This is a genomic window from Gluconobacter sp. P1C6_b, assembly GCF_018811945.1.
In the GTDB taxonomy this organism is placed as follows: domain Bacteria; phylum Pseudomonadota; class Alphaproteobacteria; order Acetobacterales; family Acetobacteraceae; genus Gluconobacter.
On sequence record NZ_JACRVU010000011.1, the window covers coordinates 41478 to 57483 of the forward strand.

Here is a 16006-nt window from a genome sequence, read left to right on the forward strand (position 1 = left end):
GGTGGATCTCAGTCGGTCTGTCTTCAGAAACCGGTCTTAGAAAGTCAGGCCGGTCTGGATGTAATACATGCCGCCATTGAAGCCGTACGGCGAGTAGTAGGCGTATTTGTATTCGTTGAAGAGCGGCGCTGCGGTCGCCTTGGGAACGCGGGTCGGATATTTGTTGCCCAGATTGTTCGCGCCCACCGTGACGCTCCATTTCGGCAGGATCTTGTAGCTGACGGACATGTTGGTCAGGAAGGCCGGGCGCTGCTCCATGGGAGCGGCGGTTGGGCTGGCGAGGAAGATGATGGAGCCGTAGCGCTGTTCCTGCACCATGACGTTCCACTTGCCGTAATTCCAGTTGACCGTGAGGTTTTCGCGGTTCTTCGGTGCGGAGTGCAGAAGCATCTCCTCGGCATAGGTGTTGAACGTGGACAGGCCCATGTTCGCCAGAACGGCAGGTGTCTTGTTGCGGCTGCGGATTTCGTTGTCGGAGTAGTTGAACGTGAAGTCGAAGCGGAAGGTGCCAGCGCGTTTGGTGTGCAGGGTGTAGTTGGTGTCGATGTCTCCGCCGAAGGTCTCGGTATTGACGGGGTTGGTATAATACGAGGCGTAGGTCACGTTATTCAGGCCGGACGCGGCAAGAATGTCAGCAACACCTGACCCGCCGAGGGTTGTTGTGCTGGCCAGACGGTCATTGATCGCGATGTAGTAAAGATTGCCCGTTACGTTCCAGTCCTTGAGGGGGCTGGCATCGATGCCGATGGTGTAGTTGCGGGAATATTCACCCTTGATATGACCCGCACCAAGCGCCTTTGCGGCGGCGCTGCTGTTGGGAAGCTGGTCCACGGCATAGTTGGCGAAGGGCGCATTATAGAAATAATAAGTCTGGCCCAGGGTGGGTGGCCGATAGCCGGTGTTGATGCTGGCGCGGATGGCCCAATGTTTGTTGAAGTTGTAGCGGGTTCCGATCGAGCCGGTGGTGACGGTGGCGAGATGGCTGTAGCTCGTTGCACGGCCACCCAGAGACCATTCCCATTTTTTGGTGACATAGAAATCGAGATTGACGTTGCCGTCATAGATGTCGCGCCCGCGATTGGTCACGGCCAGCGGGACGTTACCGGCATGATCGGTGGCGCCGAGGCCGATCCAGGAAGCTTCCTCGCCTTCCGTCATCTGGAAGGTGTCACGCCGGTATTCTCCGCCAAAACGCAGGGCGATCGGCTTGGGAAGCCATGAGGTGTGGAAAAAGCGTGACCCGCGCAGGCCTGTGGAAAGCTCGGACGTGATTGTCTTGCCGTCATAGAAATCGCGCGGGCTGGCATCCCCGAGAGACATGTTGTTGCTGTCGAGGGTCGAATAGGCCTGATCATCGCGGCCGTAATTGACATACGCATCCCACGCGAAACCGAATTTATGCGCCTTGATACCATTATCAGTTTCGAAATCGTACTGGTCCATGCCGATGTAAGGCTGAGCGCCATTCGGCCAGAGATTGATGTTGGTCAGGCTGTTTCCGGCACTGCGATAGGTCTCGGCCACATGGGCCTTGCGGTGGCTGAATGTCGAGGTGCTGTAGAGGCTGAGGTTTTCGTTCAGCGGGACAGACATGTTCTCGCTGAGGGTTTCCAGTGTCGATTTTGGAATGCCCAAGCCGCGCTGAACATCCCGGCTGGCCGTTTCGTTGCGGGAATCACCGACAGGATAGAGCTGCCCTACGAAGAGGCCGCTGCGGTTGGTGGGAAGCTGGTGAGTAACCTGGGCCGCAAGATCGAGATAGCCGCCGCTTTTGCCAAGTGCTGTGGCCCAATCCGCATAACCGTTCAGCGCCTGCCCGTCACCGGCATAAAAGCCGCTGTTCTGGAAGTTGATGGAGCCGCCATGGGTGCGCTGTTTGAGCACGATATTGACGGCACCTGCCAGTGCATCCTGACCGTAAAGTGCCGAGGCACCCTCGGTAATGACTTCGATATGATCGATCGCCGAAATCGGGATCAGCGAGATGTCGGTGGGTTCGGTGCCCCAGTTCGGGCCGGCATTGGCGTTGAAATTCGCACCGATATGGCGGCGATGTCCGTTGACGAGGATCAGCGTGTCATCAGCGGACTGGCCGCGAAGCTGCATGGTCTGGATAAAGCCGCTATTTCCGACACCGGATTGTGGCGGGGACGTAATGGATGCCGAGGCCTGAGCGAGGGCCTGCATGACATTCGTCTGTCCTGTGGCCAGAAGCTGGCTGCCGGAGACGACCGTAACCTGTGTGGTGCCGTGAACCGGGGTGGAGGGATTCATTACGGATTGACCGGTGGAGGCGGTCCCAGTGACGCGCATCTCTTCCGGATCGGATCTCGAAATGATGGATGTCCTGCGAGGGGAGGGTCTGGCAGGAGTTGCGGTAACCAGGGTGCTCGCGGCCCGCCGCTGCGTTTTGTGCGTGGAATGTGTCTGCGTCGTTGCTTTGGTGGACGCGGCCTGTGCGGGCGGACAGAGCGAAACGAGCGAGCTCAGGGCAGCGCCACACATCAGGAAAGCCTTGGGTCCGAAACACTTGCTCATGGGCATCCCCTTTTCCGGCCTGTAGCGGGTGGTAATCCGAATATATGCTTTTCATGAGCAAATCACACATATAACGGAACAACAACTAAAATGTTCTCCTTGAGAAACAGATTCGCTTTTCTGCCGATTTGTGCGGAAAACAGATTGTTTCGATCGTGTGCTCGCTCGCTGGAGTCTGATTTCCGGAAAGAGGGTAGCGCTTGAACGGACAAAAAAAATGAGTGAAAGTTGCGTCGAGAGAAAATTTTTGTGTCTGTCGATCTATGATTTCCGAACTCAGAACATTCGTCGTTGCGGCCCGGACGGAGAGTTTCGCCGCGACAGCCAAGGCGATCGGGGTGACGCAGTCGGCGATCAGCGCCCAGATCCGCCGGCTTGAAGAAGAACTTGGCTACGAGCTTTTCGACCGTACGGGCAGGTCCGTAACGCTGACGGCAACCGGGAGCCTCATCCTGTGTCAGGTGGAGGATATCCTCTCATCTTTCGAGGCGCTCCGGGGGGCAGCGCGGCTTAGGCCAGAGAGCGAACTGCTGCGGGTGGGCGCCATTTCCACTGTTCAGACCAGCCTGCTCGCTCCTGCCATTGCAGGATTGCATCTTGAACTTCCTGACCTGAAAGTACGGATTGTTCCGGGGATTTCCATGGGTTTGCTGGATCGTCTGGATGCGGGTGAACTGGATGCCGCGCTGATCGTTCGACCGCCTTTCGGGTTGATGCCGTACATGCAGTGGCATCCTGTCGTGCAGCAGGATTATGTCATGATCGTTCCAGCACATATCCAAGGCACGGACTGGCGGCAGGTCCTCGAAGAGGAGCCTTTCATTCGTTATGACAGCCGGTCCTTCGGAGGACGTACGCTCGATCGGTTCCTCAGAATGCAGGGAATTGCTCCCCATGAGGTTATCGAGACTGAAGAACTTCACACGATCCTGCAGATGGTCGCCAACAATATGGGGTGCTCGATTGTACCTTATATCTTTGCGGTCAGCGTCGTGCCGAATATCCGTATCCTGCGGCTGGGAGACCAGAAGGTCGGGCGGGAAGTGGGGGTTATGACCTTGCGCGGCCGAATGACGGAAGGGTGCAAAGTTTTGATCAGGCATCTGGATGAAGCGGCCCGAAGCAATACTCCCCCTCAGGCACTGATATCGTGAAAAACCTTCAGGCTGTTCCGCCCTTGTGGGCTGCCTGACCCAGGCCGAGCGTGACTGGATGGATCTCCAGACTTTCGAGCTTTCCGTTCTGATTAGGTGCCGATCGGCATGATGGTTTCCCAGAAGCGTATCTCGGCGGGAAAACCTTTCACGTCGTTGTTGCAGCGGGTCTTGTAGAACTGATGGTGCGTCAGGTCAGGGCTGATGCGGTTGGCCATATAGGATTCGACCGGGAGGTGCTCCACGAGTTCATTCTGTCCGATGAAATTGCCCAGACTGTAGAAGATCGGCTTGCCATTATGGATTTCGAGGCCCCGTAACAGATGCGGTCCGTGACAGGCAACGATATCCGCACCGGCATCGAGCGTGCGGGTAAAAAAAGGATTCATGCCGCCTGACTGCTCGCACCAAAGGCGGCATGAATACAAAGCTGCATGCCGTGACCGACTGCAATGGGAGATCTCTGAGCTTCTTCATAACCGCAGGTCAGATCCGCGATTACACAGGGGCCGTCATAAACGCCGCAACCGCATCGAGATCATGTTCGGAAGGCTCAAGGACTGGAGGCGGGTCGCCACTCGCTATGACAGATGCCCGACTGTTTTCTTCTCAGCCATCTGCCTCGCCACAACCGTCATGTTCTGGCTATGAGGCCTGAGCCTTGCGCCCAAGCACTTAGTCTGCTCTCCGAGCGGGTTTTCTACGTTTTGGCATTCAAAAAAAACGGACAGTGTCATCTCGTTCTCCGCTTCCAGTCTCTGGCTGCGGCTGTGTCCAGAATGATCGTGGTGTTGTCATGAAGACGGATCGCGGAGGCACTTACGGTCTGGCTTATAGGGCCGTTCAGAGCTTCATTGACAATTGCCGCCTTTCCTTCCCCGACAGCTACCAGCACAAGGCGCCTCGCATCAAGGATCGTGCCCACTCCCATGGTCAGGGCGCGGGGGGGGACACGCTCCGGATCATTGCCGAACATGCCGCTGTTCTGGCGTCGTGTGACTTCATCGAGATGTACAACCCGTGTTCGGCTGTCGAACGCGGACGGGGGCTCGTTGAAACCAATATGACCGGTCTCGCCAATGCCCAGAAGTTGCAGGTCAATGCCACCTGCCGCATGGATAGCCGCTTCATAACGCGCACATTCCACCTCCAGATCCGGTGCAATGCCGTTTGGAACATGCGCCCGATTTGCGGGCATGTTCACATGAGCGAACAGATGATCCTGCATGTAGTGATGGTATGAATTCGGATCCGTAGGCGCCAGGCCAACATATTCGTCCAGATTGAAAGAGGTCGTACCGGAAAAATCCAGTGCGCCTGCCTCATGCTGCTGCACCAGAAGCCGATAGATATTTTCCATTGTACGGCCCGTCGCCAAACCGAGAACAGGTGTGGAAGATCTGCAGATCTCATCCGTGATCATGTCGGCGGCGCACAGGAAGGCCTGCTCGGGGCTGTCGGTGACAATGACATTCATGGGGTGCATCAATCCTGTATGATGTATCACGTTTGGCGCTCTGCGTTGAAATCTGTCAGCAGAACTGGCGCAATGATGCTGTGGTTACGCAGGACGTGCCTGCTATCAGGATGTGACATCATGGTTTCTGATCCAGAGGCAGGAGGCCAGTCTGACCATAACGTCGCGCATAGATCAGAATGGCAAGATAGGATGGTAGAACAAGCAGGGCGAACATCGCCTGAAACCCGATCACGGGTTTCATGACGACATAAATCTGCGGAATGACGGCACCCCCGCTATACGCCATGACAAGCAGTGCGGACGCCAGCGGCGTCCATGAACCTGCGCCACGGATTGCAATCGGGAAGATTGTGGGCATCAGCATGGCGTTGGCAACCCCGAGAAGTGCCACGCAGAGTACAGAAACATAGCCATGCGTCAGGAAGGCTATGACTGTGAGCATCCCTCCCAGAATGCAGGCCAGTTCCATGAGCCGTTCCTGTGTCAGGACGCGTGGAACAATCACAAAGCCGGCCACGTATCCCCCCAGCATTGCAGTGAGGGTCAGAGAGGTGAAGAATCGGGTCTGGCTGAGCGGCAGACCAAAGCCCTGTCCATAAGTGCCGATGGCATCCCCCGCCATGACTTCAATGCCGACATACAGGAACATGGCGGCAATTCCGAAGATCAGATGTGGCCGGAAAATACGCCCACTCCTTTCCCGTGGGCCCGGCAGGGCCGGCGCCTGAAGATCGGGGAGGCGACAAATCGCCACACCGATTGCCGTTACAAGCAGAATGACGGCCATCGTCATGTAAGGGGCATAAATGGCCCGGACAAAACTTGTGAGGATCGCGTTGCGCGCTGCAGGATCTGTCGCGTCCTGTACGCGTTGGGAAATGCTGCCGATATCCCCCATAACCAGCGTCGCAAGAACAATCGGCGCAAGGATCCCGGCGCATTTGTTGCATACACCCATGATGGCGATACGCTGTGCGGCCCGCTCCGGCGGTCCGAGCAGGCTGACGAGAGGATTGATGACTACCTGCATCAGCGAGAGGCCAGCCCCCATGACCAGAAGACCGCTCAGCGCTCCTTCATAAAGGTGCATCGCAATGAACTGTCCAAACAGCGCCACGCCAGCGGCACAGAGCAGAAGTGATACCGAAAGCCCTCTGCGCAAGCCCAGTTTCCGGGCCAGAAAAGACGCAGGCAGGGAAAACAGGAAATAGGAGAAATAGAACACCATCGGGACAAGAAAGGCACTTGTATCACTGAGATCGAACGCCACACGCACAAACGAAATCAGTGGTCCATTCATCCAGGTCACGAAACCCATGATGAAGAAGATTGCCGCCGCAACAGCCAGAGGCCCTGGGCCATAACGGCCGGTAAGGCCTTCGTTGATCTGTGTGGTTTCTGTCATGATGTCAGCCCCGCAGCACGGAGGGTCCGGGAGGTCCGGTCGATCCAGTCGTCATCGGGGTGCCAGCCAGCCATACGTGCGGCATTGAGCAGCCCTCCTCCGACCGGAGGAAGACGGGGCTGGACGGGCGCGCCATGCCGGGCCGTGATGATGTCGCGGAGGAACTGGCTCTGGAAGGTTCCGCCAGCATAACTCCATGGCAGCAGGGTCCCGGAAAACTGGCGCTGTGCGGCATCGATATGGGCACCTAGATGATCCGCAGCGTCACGCATCAGCCGTCTAGCCGGTTCAAGCCCCTGCTCGGCCAGATCCGACACATGCCGGGCAAGCGCTGCAACACTGGCCCGCGGGTGTTCGAGCGCTCCATACCATGCCAGGAGCGCCGTCCCACATGCCTCTCTCTTGATTGGCAGCCCCATGGCGCCTGCAAAGGGTTCGAGAAAGGCCTGATCCTCCTGATTGCGACCGTCCAGAAGCATGGTGAGAAGAGACAGTGCCTGACGACCGATCCAGAAAGCACTGCCCTCGTCACCGAACAGCCCGCCCCAGCCGCCAACCTTGATCTGGTTGCCTCTGCCATCTGTCGCCCATGCAACGGAGCCCGTGCCGGACAGGAGGAGAACACCTGCGCGCCCACCGAAAGCTCCTGTACACGCCATTTCCACATCACCGGTAAAGCTGAAAGGTCGCGCAAAAGCGTTCCTGACGACTTCCTCCTGTTTGCGGCCCAGAACGCGGGTTTCGCCATACCCCGCAATCCCCAGCGAGAGGGTCTCCGTTGTGGAGGGGATCCGGGCGAGCAGGGACTGTAGAACCGTCTGCCAGTCGCTCTGGTCGAAAGGATTGGAACCCGCTTCCCGCATCACCGGTCCCAGTGTTCCGTCCCTGCCAAGCACCACCAGAAGTGTTTTTGTCCCCCCGCCATCTATTGCTGCGATGCTGGAAACAGGGGCAGACGCGGGTGTCCGTGAAACCGGGGGCGGGGACTGCAGGATCGGGTGAGTGACTGTCATATCGGGGCGTTTCGTTCGAAGCGGAGGAAGCAGTTACGGGAAGCAGTGCGTGGAAATCCACGCAGGGCGCATGATGCTATCGGGCAAGAGTGAACACGATTTTGGAAAAATGACCTCCATCATAACGGATCACAACGTCTTTCCGGCTGATAAGACTTTCTGCGCTCCTCGCATCGGTCTGGACCTGAAGCCGCATGTTGCCGACGATCCAGAGATTGTTATTGATTTTCAGCGTGTCCTGACAGGGGTCATGCAGTGAGAACGCCACATGATCTTTCCAGGACACCAGAGCGACTCCCTGTTCGATCCTGACATCTGCTGCTGGTGTATCCGAGATCCGAAGGGTGCCAATATGCCCGCAGGATGCTCGCCACTGCATGGCCAGGGGATGATACTGCGATTTGGTATCCACGCCGCGCTGCAGATTTGCCGCTTCCCCGCCGAGCAGCATGTCACGGTCCACTTTGGCGCTGACGCTCCGGCGGCTGTCGATCCGGCGTGCCACATCATGTGGCTGTCGGAGTGTCAGAAAGTCATTCCTGAGACCGGCAGGCAGTGTGGCCTTGAGAAAGACGAATGTTGGCGCAAACCACAGATCTGCCAGATGGGGCGTTTCAACTGTTATTGTCGCGGGGAGCGGGGCGCTCGCACGTGGCACGAACGTCCCGATCCAGTCCCCCAGTAACGCGACGTAGCTTTCCATATCCATGCCATAGGCACGGTCATAAGGACCTGAAAGGTTTTTCATGGGCGCGCTGTAGAATGCGGCGATGTCCGTCCACAGATGTCGGGAAATGTCTTCTCCCTCTGATCGTATCATCGCGGTCGATCCATAGCGCCGCCATAGACCCAGCCCGAACAGATCCACGCCATAATAGGTTGGCGAGTTATATTCCATGAAAGACTGGTTCTGGTGGAAGATGGCCACCGTGTCCTGAATCCACCGGTCCCGGACATCTGCCAGCGCTCTGTCGTGTCTGTAGACTGCATCCTCGTCGAGGAGTTGTCCGAACATGATCGCAATATTCGTATAGGACGGGGCAAGACGTTTGTTGTGTAACTCGCCCTGCACAGCCTGATGAATGGACTCATGAAGCCGGTTGCGCAGAGCTGGCGAAAGGCGGCTCCCAAAGACATGCAGCATCAGGGCAAACTCTGAACCGATGAATTCCCGCCAGTTGGGATCATATTCATTCCAGGCAACAGCTTTTTCCGTTGGAAGAGGTTCGTCGGGAGAACGGCGGAAACTTCCGGCCCACGCAGCCTCATCTTTCATTTCCTCAGACGCCGGATACTGATTGTCGAGAATGACGTTCACAATATGCGCTGCGCGCTGCTGGTCAGTAGGGCCGTGGCGCATCATGAGCGCAAACGCATACCAACTGCTTTCCCGGATCGGATGCGATACTGGATGCGAGGAACTCAGCACCGTACCGCGCAGCAGACCGACAGCAGGATCATAAAGGCTGTCCATGGAGGCCATGGCCTCGCGAAAAATCCAGCTCTGACGAACATCGCGGGAAGCCGGGGGTTCAGAGGTGCCCCATGCCGGAAGCGGAATCATTGCACTGGCGCCAAGGCACACAGAGAGCGACAGGGAGCGGCGAAAGCGTGATGAGAACATGGACGCAATATCTCCAGTCAGGACTGTCTTCAAATTTTTAGAAAAATGCGTCGCCGCCAGAGCAGCATGTTCAGTATGAAGCACAGTCCCACATAGATGAGCGCCCATGCCAGTGTGGCCGTTTTTCCCGCACCGAACACTCCGAAACTGTGCTCATAGCTCCACTGCCATAAGGTGACGGGAACTTCCCCCTCACGCACGGTCAGTGTCGTCATCAGACCATGTCCAAGTTCCGAAAAAACATAGGCGACAATGGCATTTGCACCGAAAATGACAGCACCTGTGCAGACAGTCTGCGCCAGTCGAAAGCGCTCCTGGATCCGGCGGATGTCAAACAGTTCAACGCAGGCTGCAAGAAACAGGAATGATGCGCCGGCACACACGAGTGCATAGGAACTGGTCCAGAGGTTTTTGTTCAGGGGAAACAGGAAAGACCAGCTTGCCCCGGCGATAAACGTCGCACTGCCCAGCCAGAGAAGGTGGCGGACCTTCCGCCTGTTGTCTCTGTCCTGCATCACGAGGCCGCCCAGCAGGCCGAACAGCGTCGTGGCCAAGCTTGGAATTGTGCTCAGAAGCCCTTCCGGATCACGAAAGCCATGATGGAGACGTCCGGTATGAAACAGGGTCTGCGTCAGGGAAACACAGGCCTGATCCAGCCAGTTGGCGAGATTATCATGAATGTCGAGAAGTGGAACATCCGACCCCGGCCATCCCAGCCCCGGCAGCGGCGTTCTGCAGAGCAGGATCCAGTATACCGCAAGCAGTCCTGCGGCCGTGAGAGCGATGGATCGGAAGGATCTGACGTAGAGGTAAAACAGGACTGCGACAAAATAGCAGATGGCAATACGTTGGAGGACACCGAAATACCGCATCGTTGTCCAGCCGAATGTTGGAAACACACTGATCAGGAGGCCGATTGCAAAAAGGATACAGGCCCTGCGTGCTGCCCGACGCAGGATTGCCGCATGCGATGTCTGCTCGCGAAAAGGCCGTCGCATTGCGAAGATTACGGCGCTTCCCATCAGGAAAAGGAAATTTGGAAAGACCATGTCTGTCAGGGTCATGCCGTTCCAAGGGCTATGCTGAAGCTGCGAGAACGTATGGGCCGCATCCATGCCGTCATTGACCAAAATCATAAAAGCTATCGTTAGTCCCCGGTCCACATCGATCGCGAGCGAACGATCGGATCGGGCCTCAACGACAGAAATATCCTGCGCTGTATCGATCAGAGTCATGGATGGACAGCTCCGTTCATTCCGGCTGCCTGTAACTGCCGGAAGCACCGTATGATCACACTCACAGGCCGGTCGAAATGGAAGCCATGATGCCGAAATTCGAACCGACATTGTAATTGGGCGAATTTCCGGAAATGGTTGTTCCATAAATACCTTTGTACGAACGGGCATTGGCAGTGACCCCGGCAATACCTGACAGGTAGTTGTTGCCGCCTATATTCTGCACGTTCAACTGGATCTGGGGGTGTTTGAAAATACCGAGCTTGGGTGCGATCCTGTATCCCAGCGTCGTATTGGCCACCACGTAACCCGGCATTTTTTCATCGTTCATGAACGTCGCGTACTGGGAGGACAGATACCGGAGCTGGAAATTCCCGAAGAAGCGTCCGTCATCATAGGACAGCCCCAGAGAGGCCGTGAAATGCGGGCTCTGTACGGCGGTCTTGCCTTTCGTGGGGAGGTAGTCGCTGCCGACCTGATAGTTGTTGTCGATCCGTGCATCCAGATACTGGCCGGAGAGGTAAGGGCTGAAGTGGTGCCAGGGCTGAAGACCAAATTCCACCTGCGCGCCACGCACGGTTTCACCACCTACATTCATGGTCTGGTCGATCAGTGTGGTCGTACCTGCAATATAGCCGCTGGATGTAACTTGATGGTTCGTCAGGTTCAGGTTGAACAAAGACGCGGACACATTATAGAGGCCGTGATGGCGGAACCCGATTTCTTCACCAATTGTATATTCGGGTTTGAGTGATCCCGGTTGCGAAACGGCAGTGGGGGATGATGGATCAAAGTCCTGCACCTGAGTCTCACTGCTCCCCGGAACGCGGAAAGCTGTCGTCGCATTGAAATAGACCTGATCGTGGTGCGTGACGTCAAAACTGGCTGCCAGTTGCGGAAGCGGCTCGAAATAATTCCGGACACTTTTGTAAGGATCGGCCCCAGGCATGTCTTCCGTGGCCTGGCGCGAGACCATGGCCGCCTTGATGCCCGCTTCAAGATGCAGTCTGTTCTTCAGAAGATCCAGTCGATCCGACAGGAATAGAGCATTTGTCTGCTGCATCAGATTAAGGTTATAGCCCCGCAGGACTTTGCCATTCTGCAGGATAATGGGGTATTTTCCGTCCATGTTCGCGACATTGCCGTTCAGATCCACTGTAGAGTAGGAGTTTTCTTCCCAGTGGGTGGCGTAGGAATACCAGTATCCGAAAGACAACGTGTTGTTGCCCCGTTTCCAGTCCAGTGAAGTCGTCAGACCACTGTTCTTTGCGTTATAATAACCAATTCCCATGGCCGTAACTTTGCCATTTACCGTATAGGGCTGGTTGAGGGGGCCTGCAGGCTCAGTGCCGTAATAACTTCCATCCGCGGAAAGATTTGAGGCCCCTGTAGCGGGGGAATACTGAAGAACGAAATAAGGTGTCGCGTTGAAAGAAAGTCCACTTCCCAGGTCGAGATGAAGCGGTGCAACGATCGTGATGCCGTTCCGGTTCTTGGTCTGGAATTTGTAATAGGCTGTATCGCCGGGCGTATATTCTTCATTGAAATTGAAGCTGCGTCCGTACTCGTTCCACTGGCTCATGGTTGGGCGTCGGACGGCATTCCAGAAAAGGCGCGTGTAACTGAAAACGACCCCGAAGGAGTTCGATTTGCCCCATTCCTTGATGAATTTTGCATCAGTATGGTAGCGCTGCAATACGCCAAAGCCACGATCCATGTGTCCATGGGTATTGGAAAATGACAGAAAACCGCGAATACCCGAATGTCCGATGTCACCGGTATCGAAGCGGATGAACTCCTTATTAACGGAATAATTTCCGCCCATCAGGTCAAGATATCCGCCCATCTTGTGGGAGGGATCGATCATTTTTGCGGAAATCTGTCCGCCAACGGTATTATACAGCGGGGCTGTCAGGTCAGGTGAACCCTGCGCAACGGTAATACTGCCGATATTTTCGTTATCAACATAAGTCGAAGTAAAGGGCTCGTAATTGAAGGCGTCAGCCACCGGGGCACCTTCGAACAGATACCCTACTTCCGTCTCATTCATCCCGCGCATGGAAAGTGCGTCTCCCGTCGCCCCCATGATATCCTGACTCTGGTAGGCAACGCCCGGCATCGCGGAGATGAGTTCGTTCATGTTGGCAGTGGGAGACTGTTTCGCCAGATAGTCTCGGGTTACCGTGCTTTGTGAGCGTGGAACCCGCTGCACGCCCATCATGCCGCCGCCTGGCGTCGTATTCGTCACGCCGTTAGCCGCAGCAATGCCGGCGTGAATGGTCATGGCTTCTTCGGATCTTGCTTCAAGCGACCGGGGTGCGGGCTTTTGGTCTGGCGCTTTGGAGCGTCCAGACGGCGGGGCGTTTCTCTTGTCCTGACTGACAAGCTTGGAAACAGGCGCTCTGTGCGAATGTTTGGTGTCCGTTGCCGCGAAGGATGCGGTGGCGTTCATCGCTGAAATACAGCTTGTCGCTATGAGTATGCGTCGTTTTGTAGGCCACATAACAAGACCTCATTTGCGGAGATGATTGTTCCGGATTCAACACATATTCGATATCGAATTAATTTCCCATAAGATATTATATCCAGTAAATAAATTTCCTGGAGAACTTATTGGCGGGTTATAAGTCATGAATGAAACGGCTTTTCTTGACGGTATCGCAAGGAACATCGTGGCGCTTCTCGCGCGTCAGGGCGGCATGACACGATCGGATATCGCCTCTGCTCTCAATCTGAGTAAAGGAAGGGTGTCCGTCATCACCGGCCAGCTTTTGTCTCAAGGGGTCATTGAGGAATACGCGTATGTTCCCAGCAGCCGCCGTCCATCTTCGCTGCTGCGCCTACATCCGAAATATGCATCTTTCATCGGGGTTAGTCTTCATAACCGGGAAGCATCTGCCGTCGTTATCGATCCTAACGGTACCGTGCTTGCCAAGACCTTCTTCGAACGTGGTGATGATTATGAAACAAGCATTCGTCGCATTAGCGCTGCCGTGATGATGCTCAGAAATGAGTGCCCGCCGGGAACCAATTTTCAGGCGGTTGGGGTAGCTCTGCCTGCCTATGTCTCGATGGATAAGCAGGTCTGCGTTACGTCATCGGTTCTGGGATGGGACAATCTTGACGTCAGTGCGGCCATTTCCCGGGAAATCGGACTTCCGGTCTTTGTCGAAAATGACACGAATGCCCTGGCCGTTTACGAGAGCATGTTTGGGAGAATGCGCCACATTCCAGCATTCGTGGTTATGGCCGTGGGAGATGGAATTGGCGTGGCCTATACGGTCAATGGTTCGGTACATCATGGAGAATATGGGGGGGCAGGAGAACTTGCGCATCTTCCCGTGGCGCAGAGCCTTTCGCAGGAGCCGCCTCGTCCATGTCGATGTGGAAACAGGGGCTGTCTCGAGACGGTCTCCTCCTCGCAGGCGATCAGAACCCGCGCGCGGGAAGTTGGTTTGCCCCCGAATATTCATCTGATTTCCGCAAAGGCGCGTGAAGGAGATCCTGAAGCCCTCCGTATCCTGCACACTGCTGCCAATAGTCTGGGTTACGCTGCTGCCAGCCTCATACAGATTCTGGATCCGAGCCATATCATCATTGCGATCGAGGACGACCTTCTGCATGGGGTTTTTGCTGCAGCTCTGCGTCAATTTGTGGAGCAAAACCTCATGCCAAGTTTTAATCGGCCGGAACGTCTTCAGCTGATCTGTCATGACACGCTTGTGTGGGCTACAGGCGCCGCGGGGTTGGCTTCAAGGAAACACCTGTTCGGAGCATGCTAGAAACAAGCATGATAACATCCAATTTCAGTGCGTTATTCCTCCGCCTACCTGATGCTGCCGGTGTTTCAGGAGGGCGGGGAGGCTTGCCTTGAATTGATGGGAGAAAACGTTTTGGAGCCGTATATGGGGATGTCCGGCCCATGCGTGTATGTCAGACGGTTCGCTGTCCATTTACCCAGACTTCTTTTACGGCCAGGGAGTCATCAAGGACGGTAAAATCTGCCAGAAGTTCCGGAACGAGAGCACCGCGGTCATGGAGGCCGAGATAGCGTGCGGCATTGGTGCTGACGAGCTTGGCGGCATCCGGAAGGGATGTTCCGGCCTGGACGGCATTTCTCAGAGCCTGATCCAGAGTAAGGATGCTTCCGGCAAGGGAGCCGTCGGGCAGGCGGACCGTGCCGTTGCTGATTGTGACGTCCTGTCCGCCGAGCTGGCTGGGACCGTCGGCCCCACCGGTTCCTCGCATGGCGTCCGTCACGAAGAGCAAACGGCTGTCCATCAGGCGTGATGCCAGACGAAAACTGGCCGGGTGGACATGATGCGTGTCGAAAATCATTTCGGCGTATGCAACATCGCTGCACATCAGAGCCGTGACGGGACCAGGTTTGCGCCCCTCAATCGGAGACATGGCATTGAAAAGATGGGTTGCGCCAATCGTTCCCCCCGCTGCGCAAACGAGGCAGATGGCACGCTGTGTACCCTCATAATCAGTTGTGGTGTGACCCAGACTGACGCGCACGCCAGCTTCTGCAAACTGACGCATTGCGGTGTCAGCGTGATCCAGTTCCGGAGCAAGCGTCACCACACGGACGCATCCCGTACTGATGGCCTCGGCCACCCTGTCAGGACTGGGAGCAATGGCAAAAGGGGGTTGTGCGCCGAGTTTATGTGGACTGACGAAAGGTCCTTCCAGATGGGCTCCATGGATACGGGGGCCCTTGTCTATGCCACTCTTGCGAACGTCAGACACGGCATGCAGGGCACTCATCACGTCCTGCCAGGGCGCCGTAATGGTGGTGGGAAGGATTGTGGTCGTGCCGTGCATCATGTGAAAGCGCGAGAGCTTTCGGATGGCATCTGCTCCGTCCATCGTGTCCGCCCCATCGCCTCCGTGGACATGTCCATCCACGAAACCAGGCAGAATATAACGGTTGGGGGGACTGGCGACGGGATGGATGGTGCGGATGTGGCTGTCGAAGGTGATACGTCCGGGAAGAATGCGATCTGCGAGGACGAGATTGCCATCGAGGTGAAGTGTCATTGGGTCTGATCCAGAGGGAGAAGGCCGGTCTGTCCGTAATGTCGGGCATAGAAGAAGACTGCAAGACAGGAAGGGATGACAAATAGCGCGAAACTGCTCTGGAAACCGATGAACGGTTTCAGGGTTACATAGACCTGCGGCATGATGGCCCCTCCGCTATAAGCTGTGACGATGAGGGCTGAAGCCAACGGTGTCCAGGGGGCGGCACGGGGATCGTAATGGGAGAGATCGTTGGCAGTATCATGGCATTTGCCGCGCCTGGAAGGGCAATGCATCCGATCGAGACATAACCGGTTGTGAGGAAAGCCATGAGGGTAAGAATAAGGCCGCAGATGCAGGACAGTTCAAGAAAGCGTTTCTGCGTAGATCTGACAGTTCCTGAACTTCCTCCCGTAACAGAATTCAAGCCTGTAAAGGTGCATCATGTCGGATCCTTGTGGGAAGGCCGGTGTATAGCAGTGGTCTGCGGCAACCCGGTTTCGATTGAGAGAGCTCTTCATCAGGAAAACCCTGC

The 16006-nt window shown here is 56.1% G+C and carries 13 protein-coding genes; 3 read left to right on the forward strand and 10 right to left on the reverse strand.

The genetic code is table 11. The features are described 5' to 3' along the window. Positions 1–36: 36 nt before the first annotated feature. Complete coding sequence (locus tag KP701_RS09315) at positions 37–2505, reverse strand: TonB-dependent receptor plug domain-containing protein (protein ID WP_408874238.1); 2469 nt, start codon at positions 2503–2505, stop codon at positions 37–39. Positions 2506–2801: 296 nt separating this feature from the next. On the opposite strand from KP701_RS09315, the gene KP701_RS09320 reads away from it, so the two are divergent. Next, positions 2802–3692, forward strand: coding sequence for a LysR family transcriptional regulator (locus tag KP701_RS09320; RefSeq protein ID WP_215746949.1), 891 nt, complete (start codon positions 2802–2804; stop codon positions 3690–3692). A 92-nt stretch (positions 3693–3784) separates the two neighbouring features. On the opposite strand, the gene KP701_RS09325 is transcribed toward KP701_RS09320, so the two are convergent. Further along, positions 3785–4081 carry a CapA family protein gene (locus KP701_RS09325; RefSeq protein WP_252345514.1) on the reverse strand — a complete coding sequence of 99 codons (297 nt, stop codon included), beginning with the start codon at positions 4079–4081 and terminating at the stop codon, positions 3785–3787. On the opposite strand from KP701_RS09325, the gene KP701_RS16270 reads away from it, so the two are divergent. Continuing rightward, positions 4080–4343, forward strand: coding sequence for a transposase (locus KP701_RS16270; RefSeq protein ID WP_371818940.1), 264 nt, complete (start codon positions 4080–4082; stop codon positions 4341–4343). The genes KP701_RS09325 and KP701_RS16270 overlap by 2 nt on opposite strands. Positions 4344–4425: 82 nt before the next feature. Here KP701_RS16270 and nagB read toward each other — a convergent pair whose 3' ends face one another. From nagB to KP701_RS09360, 6 genes are all read right to left on the reverse strand, one after another. Continuing rightward, a complete protein-coding gene (gene nagB, locus KP701_RS09335; RefSeq protein WP_215746950.1) occupies positions 4426–5169 on the reverse strand; it encodes a glucosamine-6-phosphate deaminase in 744 nt (247 codons plus the stop codon). A gap of 118 nt (positions 5170–5287) precedes the next feature. After that, on the reverse strand, positions 5288–6577 hold the full coding sequence (gluP, locus tag KP701_RS09340) for a glucose/galactose MFS transporter (protein WP_215746951.1): 1290 nt from the start codon (positions 6575–6577) through the stop codon (positions 5288–5290). Continuing rightward, entirely contained in the window at positions 6574–7590 is a 1017-nt protein-coding gene (locus KP701_RS09345; protein ID WP_215746952.1) for an N-acetylglucosamine kinase, read from the reverse strand. The genes gluP and KP701_RS09345 overlap by 4 nt, the downstream gene beginning before the upstream one ends. 76 nt (positions 7591–7666) lie before the next feature. Then, a complete protein-coding gene (locus KP701_RS09350) occupies positions 7667–9214 on the reverse strand; it encodes a hypothetical protein (RefSeq protein WP_215746953.1) in 1548 nt (515 codons plus the stop codon). A gap of 29 nt (positions 9215–9243) precedes the next feature. Continuing rightward, positions 9244–10449: an acyltransferase family protein gene (locus tag KP701_RS09355; protein ID WP_215746954.1), complete on the reverse strand. Its 1206-nt coding sequence runs from the start codon at positions 10447–10449 to the stop codon at positions 9244–9246. Positions 10450–10510: 61 nt separating this feature from the next. After that, the gene (locus KP701_RS09360; RefSeq protein ID WP_215746955.1) at positions 10511–12733 is read right to left on the reverse strand and encodes a TonB-dependent receptor; all 2223 of its coding nucleotides are present in this window, start codon (positions 12731–12733) and stop codon (positions 10511–10513) included. 346 nt (positions 12734–13079) lie between these two features. On the opposite strand from KP701_RS09360, the gene KP701_RS09365 reads away from it, so the two are divergent. Then, a complete protein-coding gene (locus KP701_RS09365; protein WP_215746956.1) occupies positions 13080–14231 on the forward strand; it encodes an ROK family transcriptional regulator in 1152 nt (383 codons plus the stop codon). A gap of 151 nt (positions 14232–14382) precedes the next feature. Here KP701_RS09365 and nagA read toward each other — a convergent pair whose 3' ends face one another. Together nagA and KP701_RS16275 are read right to left on the reverse strand one after the other, a co-directional pair. Beyond that, complete coding sequence (gene nagA, locus KP701_RS09370; protein ID WP_215746957.1) at positions 14383–15492, reverse strand: N-acetylglucosamine-6-phosphate deacetylase; 1110 nt, start codon at positions 15490–15492, stop codon at positions 14383–14385. After that, positions 15489–15680: a hypothetical protein gene (locus tag KP701_RS16275; RefSeq protein WP_252345515.1), complete on the reverse strand. Its 192-nt coding sequence runs from the start codon at positions 15678–15680 to the stop codon at positions 15489–15491. The genes nagA and KP701_RS16275 overlap by 4 nt, the downstream gene beginning before the upstream one ends. Positions 15681–16006: the final 326 nt, after the last annotated feature.

Excerpts from the sequence above, each read along its gene's own strand:
- KP701_RS09315 (WP_408874238.1), bottom strand. The coding sequence starts at position 2,505 with ATGTGTGGCGCTGCCCTGAGCTCGCTCGTTTCGCTCTGTCCGCCCGCA.
- KP701_RS09320 (WP_215746949.1), top strand. The coding sequence starts at position 2,802 with ATGATTTCCGAACTCAGAACATTCGTCGTTGCGGCCCGGACGGAGAGT.
- KP701_RS16270 (WP_371818940.1), top strand. The coding sequence starts at position 4,080 with ATGCCGCCTGACTGCTCGCACCAAAGGCGGCATGAATACAAAGCTGCA.
- KP701_RS09325 (WP_252345514.1), bottom strand. The coding sequence starts at position 4,081 with ATGAATCCTTTTTTTACCCGCACGCTCGATGCCGGTGCGGATATCGTT.
- nagB (WP_215746950.1), bottom strand. The coding sequence starts at position 5,169 with ATGAATGTCATTGTCACCGACAGCCCCGAGCAGGCCTTCCTGTGCGCC.
- gluP (WP_215746951.1), bottom strand. The coding sequence starts at position 6,577 with ATGACAGAAACCACACAGATCAACGAAGGCCTTACCGGCCGTTATGGC.
- KP701_RS09345 (WP_215746952.1), bottom strand. The coding sequence starts at position 7,590 with ATGACAGTCACTCACCCGATCCTGCAGTCCCCGCCCCCGGTTTCACGG.
- KP701_RS09350 (WP_215746953.1), bottom strand. The coding sequence starts at position 9,214 with ATGTTCTCATCACGCTTTCGCCGCTCCCTGTCGCTCTCTGTGTGCCTT.
- KP701_RS09355 (WP_215746954.1), bottom strand. The coding sequence starts at position 10,449 with ATGACTCTGATCGATACAGCGCAGGATATTTCTGTCGTTGAGGCCCGA.
- KP701_RS09360 (WP_215746955.1), bottom strand. The coding sequence starts at position 12,733 with ATGACCATTCACGCCGGCATTGCTGCGGCTAACGGCGTGACGAATACG.
- KP701_RS09365 (WP_215746956.1), top strand. The coding sequence starts at position 13,080 with ATGAATGAAACGGCTTTTCTTGACGGTATCGCAAGGAACATCGTGGCG.
- nagA (WP_215746957.1), bottom strand. The coding sequence starts at position 15,492 with ATGACACTTCACCTCGATGGCAATCTCGTCCTCGCAGATCGCATTCTT.